Below are 6,324 nucleotides of genomic sequence, written 5' to 3'. Positions count from 1 at the left end.
CACATCTGGCACTGGTCACACTTCCGCCGCCGACGACAACACCAAGCCCGCCTCAGCCACTACAAACGACGAGGCTACCCACTCACCGAACTGCCGTTGCAGTATTAGGGTGCGATCATGACGACTGCTGCGAACAGGAAGATCCGGATCGGCGTCCAGCTGCAGCCTCAGCACGCCGAGTACAAGGCCATCCGCCAGGCGGCCGCGGAAGCCGAAGACCTCGGTGTGGACATCGTCTTCAACTGGGACCACTTCTACCCGCTCTTCGGCGAGCCCGAGGGACTGCACTACGAGTGCTGGACCATGCTGGGCGCCTGGGCGGAGGCCACGTCGCGGGTCGAGATCGGCGCGCTGGTGACGTGCAACAGCTACCGCAACCCCGAACTGCTCGCCGACATGGCCCGCACCGTCGACCACATCTCCGATGGACGGCTGATCCTCGGCATCGGCTCCGGCTGGTTCGAAAAGGACTACGACGAGTACGGCTACGAGTTCGGCACCGCCGGCGGGCGGCTCGACAACCTCGCCGAGTCGCTCCCGCGGATCGAGAGCAGGCTCGGCAAGCTGAACCCGGCGCCGACCCGCAAGATCCCGGTGCTGATCGGGGGCGGCGGCGAGAAGAAGACGCTGCGCCTGGTCGCGAAGCACGCCGACATCTGGCACGGCTTCGGCGACCCGGAGGTCGTGGAGCGCAAGGTCAAGATCCTCGACCAGCACTGCGCCGACGTCGGCCGGGACCCGAAGGAGATCGAGCGTTCGGTCGCCGTCGAGGGCGACCCCGAGGAGCTGGGCCCGAAGCTGCTGGAGCACGGCGTCTCGCTGTTCACCGTGGCGACCGGCGGACCGGACTACAACCTGGACAAGCTGCGGTCCTGGATCCAGTGGCGCGACAAGCAGGGCTGAGTCTCTTTCACGCGCTATGAAAGGTCCTTTCCTTGCAAATTTTGCAAGGAAAGGACCTTTCATAGCGTTCAGGACCGACCACGGCGGTGAGCAGCGACCCGCTCCCGAGTCGCGCACCGCGTCGAGCAGTACCGACGCGGACTCCCCCCGCCCAAGTGCGCGAAGGGCTTCCCGCAGCCCGAAGCGGCGCAAAGCCCACCCGGCGGCGCCTGACGGTCCGAAAGCAGCACCGCCAGCGCCAGCGCGGACGACGTCACCAGCCACGCCCCCCACGGCCCGTCGTCATCGGCGTCCACATGCAGATGCCAGCCGAACCCGTCGGCGTGGTCGGTCAGCCGCGGCGGATGCGCGTAGCGAGCCAAAAGCCGGTTGAGCACCCCGGCCGCCTCCGCGGCATCCCGCGCCGCGAAGACCTCACGCAGTTCCAAGGCGGCCTCGCGCAACGACGCCACATCCGAAGGCTTCACCTCGACAGAGGTCTCGCCGTGCGCCTCCAGTACGGCACGAACCGCCGGAACCGTGGGGTCCGGCGCGAGCAGGACCCCCAGCAGATCCACCGCACGCTGAGCCGCCGCCCGCGCCGAACCGCCGGGCAGGAAATCCCGCTGCGCCGAAGTCATGCCCCACTGTAACGTCTTGCTCATGAAAAGCCGTTACGGACTCGCCGTCTACCTCACCGGCGCGACGATCGCCCGGACCGGCGACGAACTGTCCGGACCGGCGCTGCTCCTGCTGGGGCTCAGTGTCGACGGCTCGGCCGCCACCGGGTCCGCCCTGCTCGCGGGCCTGACGATCTCGGCCGCGGCGGGCGGGCCGTTGCTCGGCGCGCTGCTCGACCGCAGTCCCCGGCCGGGACGGCTGCTGGCGTGGGCGTTGCTCGCCTACGCGGGCGGGCTCGGCGCGGTACTCGCGCTCGTCGAGGTCCCCGCGGCGATCGCGGTGGCCGTCGCGGCCGGGCTGCTCAACCCGGCGCTGGCGGGCGGCTGGACGGCACAGCTGCCCCATGTCCGCGGTGCGATACCACTGCCGAAGGCGAGCGCGCTCGACGCCATGACCTTCACCGCCGCGAGCCTCGCCGGGCCGGGACTCGCCGGGCTCGTGGCCGCGCATGCCGGAGCTCCGGCCGCGGTGGCCGTCGCGATCACGCTGGTCGTGGCGGCCTTCCCCGCGGCCTGGTCGCTGCCCGCCGTCGAAGCGAAGCCCGCGAAACCGCTCCGCCGACGGCTCGCCGACGGGTTCTCGGTCCTTTTCCGCAACCGCTCGCTGCTGCGGGCCACCGCGACGTCCACGGTATCCTTCGTCGGGATCGGGATCGCCGTGGTCTGCTATCCGCTGCTCGGCGCCCAACGGCTGGGGAACCCTGGTCTCGGCGCGCTCCTGCTCACCGTGCTGGCCGCCGCGTCATTGGTCGCGAACGCCGTGCTGGCCCGCAAGCCGCCCCCGCCGGATCGCACCGTGCTCGCCACCACCGTCCTGCTGGGCGCGAGCTTCCTGCTGGCGGCGGCGGGCCACGACGTGGCGACGCTGCTGGCCGCCGCCGTACTCGCCGGTTTCGCCGAAGGACCACAACTTTCGGCTCTTTTCGCCATCCGGCATCGCGAAGCGCCCGCGGACGTACGGGCTCAGGTTTTCACGACCGCGGCGAGCGTGAAGATCACCGGACTCGCGGCGGGTGCGGCAGCCGCGGGGCCGTTGAGCGCACTCTCCGTAACCGCCGCGCTGAGTGCCGCGGCGGGCTGTCAGCTGCTCGCGGCTGCGACGTATGTACTGGTCAAAACGGCCAAGCGGCCTAGAACGCCATCGCCTGCGCGCGCCGCTTGACCTCGGTGCCGTGGCTGGTGCGGAGCGCGTTGACCGGGGTTGCCCCCGGCAGCGTCTCGTCCTCGGCGAAGAGCCAGCGCAGCATCTCCGTGCGGCTGAAACCGGAGTCCGCGAGCACGGTGATGGTGCCGGCCAGGCCCTTGACCACGCCGTCCTTCACCAGGAACCCGGCCGGGACGTACAGCTCGCCCTTGCGCCGGACGGCGATCAGGTGGCCGTCGCGCAGCATCTGGCGGACCTTGTTGGCCGAAACGTTCAGCGCGGTCGCGACCTCGGGAAGCGGAAGAACGGCCACATCAGCTTCGAGAACGTCGTCGGCGACGGGGATACCACTCACAGGTGACACTGTGCCACATTCCGCCTTCCGCCCCGCTAGTACGCATGGGTGACGGCGCCGCCATGACGGAGGGTGGCCAAATGGTCACGCATACGACCGATTCGACGAATCGCCGGAAATCGTGATCCCCGGCGAGCCAGGTCCCGTACACCAGAACATGGGCACTTCCGTACGATCCATAGCCGTGACACGCACGGACCCCACACCGGTGGGCACTCTGCTCGAGGGCCGCTACCGGGTGGACAAGCTGCTCGCACGCGGCGGGATGTCGTCGGTGTACCGCGGCGTCGACACCCGACTGGACCGCCAGGTAGCCATCAAGATCATGGACCCGCGGTTCGCCGACGACAGGTCGTTCGTCGAGCGCTTCGAGCGGGAGGCCCGCTCGGCGGCCCGGCTGCACCACCCGCACGTGGTGGCGGTGCACGACCAGGGCTTCGACACCCCCGACGGCGAGGAGTCCGGCCGCGCGTTCCTGGTGATGGAACTCGTCGACGGCGGGACCCTGCGCGAACTGCTGTCCGAACGCGGCCCGCTGGACGTCGCGCTCGCGCTGAGCATCACCGAACCGGTGCTCTCCGCGCTCGCCGCGGCGCACGCCGCCGGACTGGTGCACCGCGACGTCAAACCGGAGAACGTGCTCATCGGCCGGGGCGGTACGGCGCTTTCGGGCGGCGTGGTCAAGGTGGGCGACTTCGGCCTGGTCCGCGCGATCGCGAGCGCGGGCACCACGAGTTCGAGCGTCATTCTCGGCACCGTCGCCTACGTCTCCCCCGAACAGGTCGCCAAGGGCGTGACCACCTCGAGCGGCGACGTCTATTCGGCCGGGATCCTGTTGTACGAAATGCTCACCGGACGCGCGCCCTACACCGGCGACACCGCGATCTCGGTGGCGTACCGGCACGTCAACGACGACGTCCCGCGCCCGAGCGAACTGCGCCCGGGGATCCCGCCCGCGCTGGACGAGCTGATCCTGCGCGCCACCCGCCGCGATCCCGAACAGCGCCCGGCCGACGCCGCGGTGTTCCTCGCCGAGCTGAACCACCTGCGCACCGTCCTCGGCATCCCGGCCGTCCCGGTACCCGTGCCGCTGCCCGCGGACGCCGACCGCGAGACCGACGCCGAGCGCACCACCCCCGGCATCCCGGCCGTCCCGGCGGTGAACCCCGCGCAGGCGACGACGGTGCTGACCCCGGTCGCCGAGGCGACCATGCCGGTCTCCGGGCCGCGCGGAACGCAGGCGCTGCACCGGGAACAGCGGTTCCCCGCCGCCCAGCCGCCCCGGACGCCTCCCCCTCGGCCCACGCCGGCCGCGGCGGACGAAGAGCAGCCAGGGTCGCGCAAGCGTCTCTACCTGATGATCGCGGCAGCCGTGGTGATCCTCGGCGGTCTGATCGGCGCGTTCGCCTTCATCCTCAACGACTCCGGCCCGACCTCGTCGTCGGTGCCGAAGCTCGCCGGGATGAACCAGGCCGCCGCCGGTGACGCGCTCAGGTCGGCGAAGCTGACCCCGGCCTACACCGAGGAGTACAGCGACACCGCCGCGCAGCACACGGTGATCCGGTCCGACCCCGCGGCCGGCGCGGCGGTCGCGCCGGGTGCCACGGTCAACGTGGTGCTGTCCAAGGGCCGTCCGGTCGTGCCGGACATCCAGGCCGGGACGAGCCAGCAGGACGCGGAGACGGCGATCAAGGCCGCGCAGCTGACCCCGGCCCAGGGCGAGCAGGAGTACAGCGACGTCGCCAAGGGCAAGGTGATCCGTGTCGACCCGAGCCCCGGTTCGCAGCTGAACATCGGCGGACAGGTCGCGCTGATCCTGTCGAAGGGTCCCGAACCGCTGCCGCCGGTCCCGGACGTCACGGGCCAGAGCAAGGACGCCGCCTTCCAGATCCTGCAGCAGGCCGGTTTCCAGCCGTTCCAGGCGGGCGAGGAGTTCTCCGACCAGTTCGTCGCCGGCCAGGTGATCCGCACCGACCCGAAGGGCGGCGGCAAGGCGAGCAACCGCCGGATCGGGGTATTCGTTTCGAACGCCGTCGAAGTACCGAACGTGACCTTCAAGCGGATGGAGGAGGCCATCCAGATCCTGCGCCAGGCGGGTCTGGATGCCGACCGTGAGGGTCGCGGAAACGGGAACGGCCACGGCGGCGGAAACGGTGGTTTCGACTTCGTCCTGCAGCAGGATCCGCAACCGGGCACCAAGGTGCCGAAGGGCTCGAAAGTGCGGCTCAAGGGCTTCGGGTGACGCGAAAGGTGCGTTGAAACCGTTCAGTACCGGCGTGGTCATCGGATACCGTGACCGCATGGTGGTCGTCGACGGCAGGTCGGACAGGTTCGCTCCACGTGCTGCCACGACCGGTCCGCGATGAGCTTCTTCACCGACGGTCCGCGCAGCCGTCCCCTGTTCCCGGTGCCGGAGCAGGAGCTGTTCGGCTACAACGGCCGCCCCTGGGTGGAGCCGCCGCACGAGTACATCGTCCCGGCGATCCTGCCGTGGTCGATGCCGCTGGGCCGCGCCGAACGGACGATCGTGGCGCTGCGCGGCATCGAGGTGTGGCCGGAGTCGGTGGCCTTCCAGCTGTCGGTGTACTCACGGGATCTCCTGCTGGACGAACCCGGCGAAGGCCTGATCGACCACCGCCGGGTCCCGGACTACAACGCGCTGCTGGTCGGCGTGCTCTTCCCCGACGGCAGGCGGGCCAGTTCGGAGACCATCTCCGTGCCGTCCGCCACCAAACCGGACCAGCCGGTACTGCGCGCGCAGGGTTCGGGCGGCTCGGCGTTCCACGTCGACCACGAGATCTTCCTGTGGCCGCTGCCGCCCGACGGGCCGCTGGAGTTCGTCGTCCAGTGGCTCGACCGCGACATCGAGGAGACGCACACCTCGCTCGACGGCACCGCGCTCCGCGACGCCGCCAAGGAGGCGAGCGAGATCTGGCCCGGCCTGCGCGCCAGGGAGGCGCACGGGCTGCCGGTCCGCCGGGTCGGGGCGCAGGCGATGATCACCCCCGCCTGGCCCCGCGAGTCACAGGCCCCGCCTCCGCTGCCCCAGCCGAAACGACAGCCTCAACCGCCTGCTCCGGACACGGCGGACCAGCCGTGGAAGGGCGCGCCGCTGCCTACGCGCCTCCCCCGCCGGGCGCGCTGACGCCTGTCGCGCCAAGGGCGTCTTCGGTATCTGTCGGATTCTGGCCGCGGTAGTTCGCGGGTCCGGTCCGTGAAGGCCTCCTTGCCTACCCTGAAGGTAGGGAAGGAGGCCTTCACCA

Annotated in this window: 6 protein-coding genes; 4 read left to right on the top strand and 2 right to left on the bottom strand. The window is 70.6% G+C overall.

What is annotated here, in order from left to right; genetic code table 11:
• Window positions 1-117: 117 nt before the first annotated feature.
• Complete coding sequence (locus tag ACFOSH_RS03390) at window positions 118-903, top strand: LLM class F420-dependent oxidoreductase (RefSeq protein WP_378237137.1); 786 nt, start codon at window positions 118-120, stop codon at window positions 901-903.
• A gap of 68 nt (window positions 904-971) precedes the next feature.
• On the opposite strand, the gene ACFOSH_RS03385 is transcribed toward ACFOSH_RS03390, so the two are convergent.
• Complete coding sequence (locus ACFOSH_RS03385) at window positions 972-1,523, bottom strand: CGNR zinc finger domain-containing protein (protein WP_378237140.1); 552 nt, start codon at window positions 1,521-1,523, stop codon at window positions 972-974.
• A 22-nt stretch (window positions 1,524-1,545) separates the two neighbouring features.
• Between ACFOSH_RS03385 and ACFOSH_RS03380 the strand changes: the two genes are divergently transcribed.
• A complete protein-coding gene (locus ACFOSH_RS03380; protein WP_378237136.1) occupies window positions 1,546-2,724 on the top strand; it encodes an MFS transporter in 1,179 nt (392 codons plus the stop codon).
• On the opposite strand, the gene ACFOSH_RS03375 is transcribed toward ACFOSH_RS03380, so the two are convergent.
• Complete coding sequence (locus ACFOSH_RS03375) at window positions 2,693-3,061, bottom strand: Rv2175c family DNA-binding protein (RefSeq protein ID WP_378237135.1); 369 nt, start codon at window positions 3,059-3,061, stop codon at window positions 2,693-2,695. The genes ACFOSH_RS03380 and ACFOSH_RS03375 overlap by 32 nt on opposite strands.
• Before the next feature lie 184 nt (window positions 3,062-3,245).
• Here ACFOSH_RS03375 and ACFOSH_RS03370 point away from each other — a divergent pair, with 184 nt between their 5' ends.
• Window positions 3,246-5,303 carry a PASTA domain-containing protein gene (locus tag ACFOSH_RS03370; protein WP_378237134.1) on the top strand — a complete coding sequence of 686 codons (2,058 nt, stop codon included), beginning with the start codon at window positions 3,246-3,248 and terminating at the stop codon, window positions 5,301-5,303.
• A 120-nt stretch (window positions 5,304-5,423) separates the two neighbouring features.
• Window positions 5,424-6,206, top strand: coding sequence for a hypothetical protein (locus tag ACFOSH_RS03365; protein WP_378237133.1), 783 nt, complete (start codon window positions 5,424-5,426; stop codon window positions 6,204-6,206).
• The last annotated feature ends 118 nt before the right edge of the window (window positions 6,207-6,324 follow it).

Origin of the sequence: Amycolatopsis speibonae (assembly GCF_042647925.1) — a bacterium.
GTDB lineage: Bacteria > Actinomycetota > Actinomycetes > Mycobacteriales > Pseudonocardiaceae > Amycolatopsis > Amycolatopsis speibonae.
The sequence above is the reverse complement of the archived record's forward strand: the minus strand, read 5'-3'. Positions and strand labels throughout refer to the sequence as shown.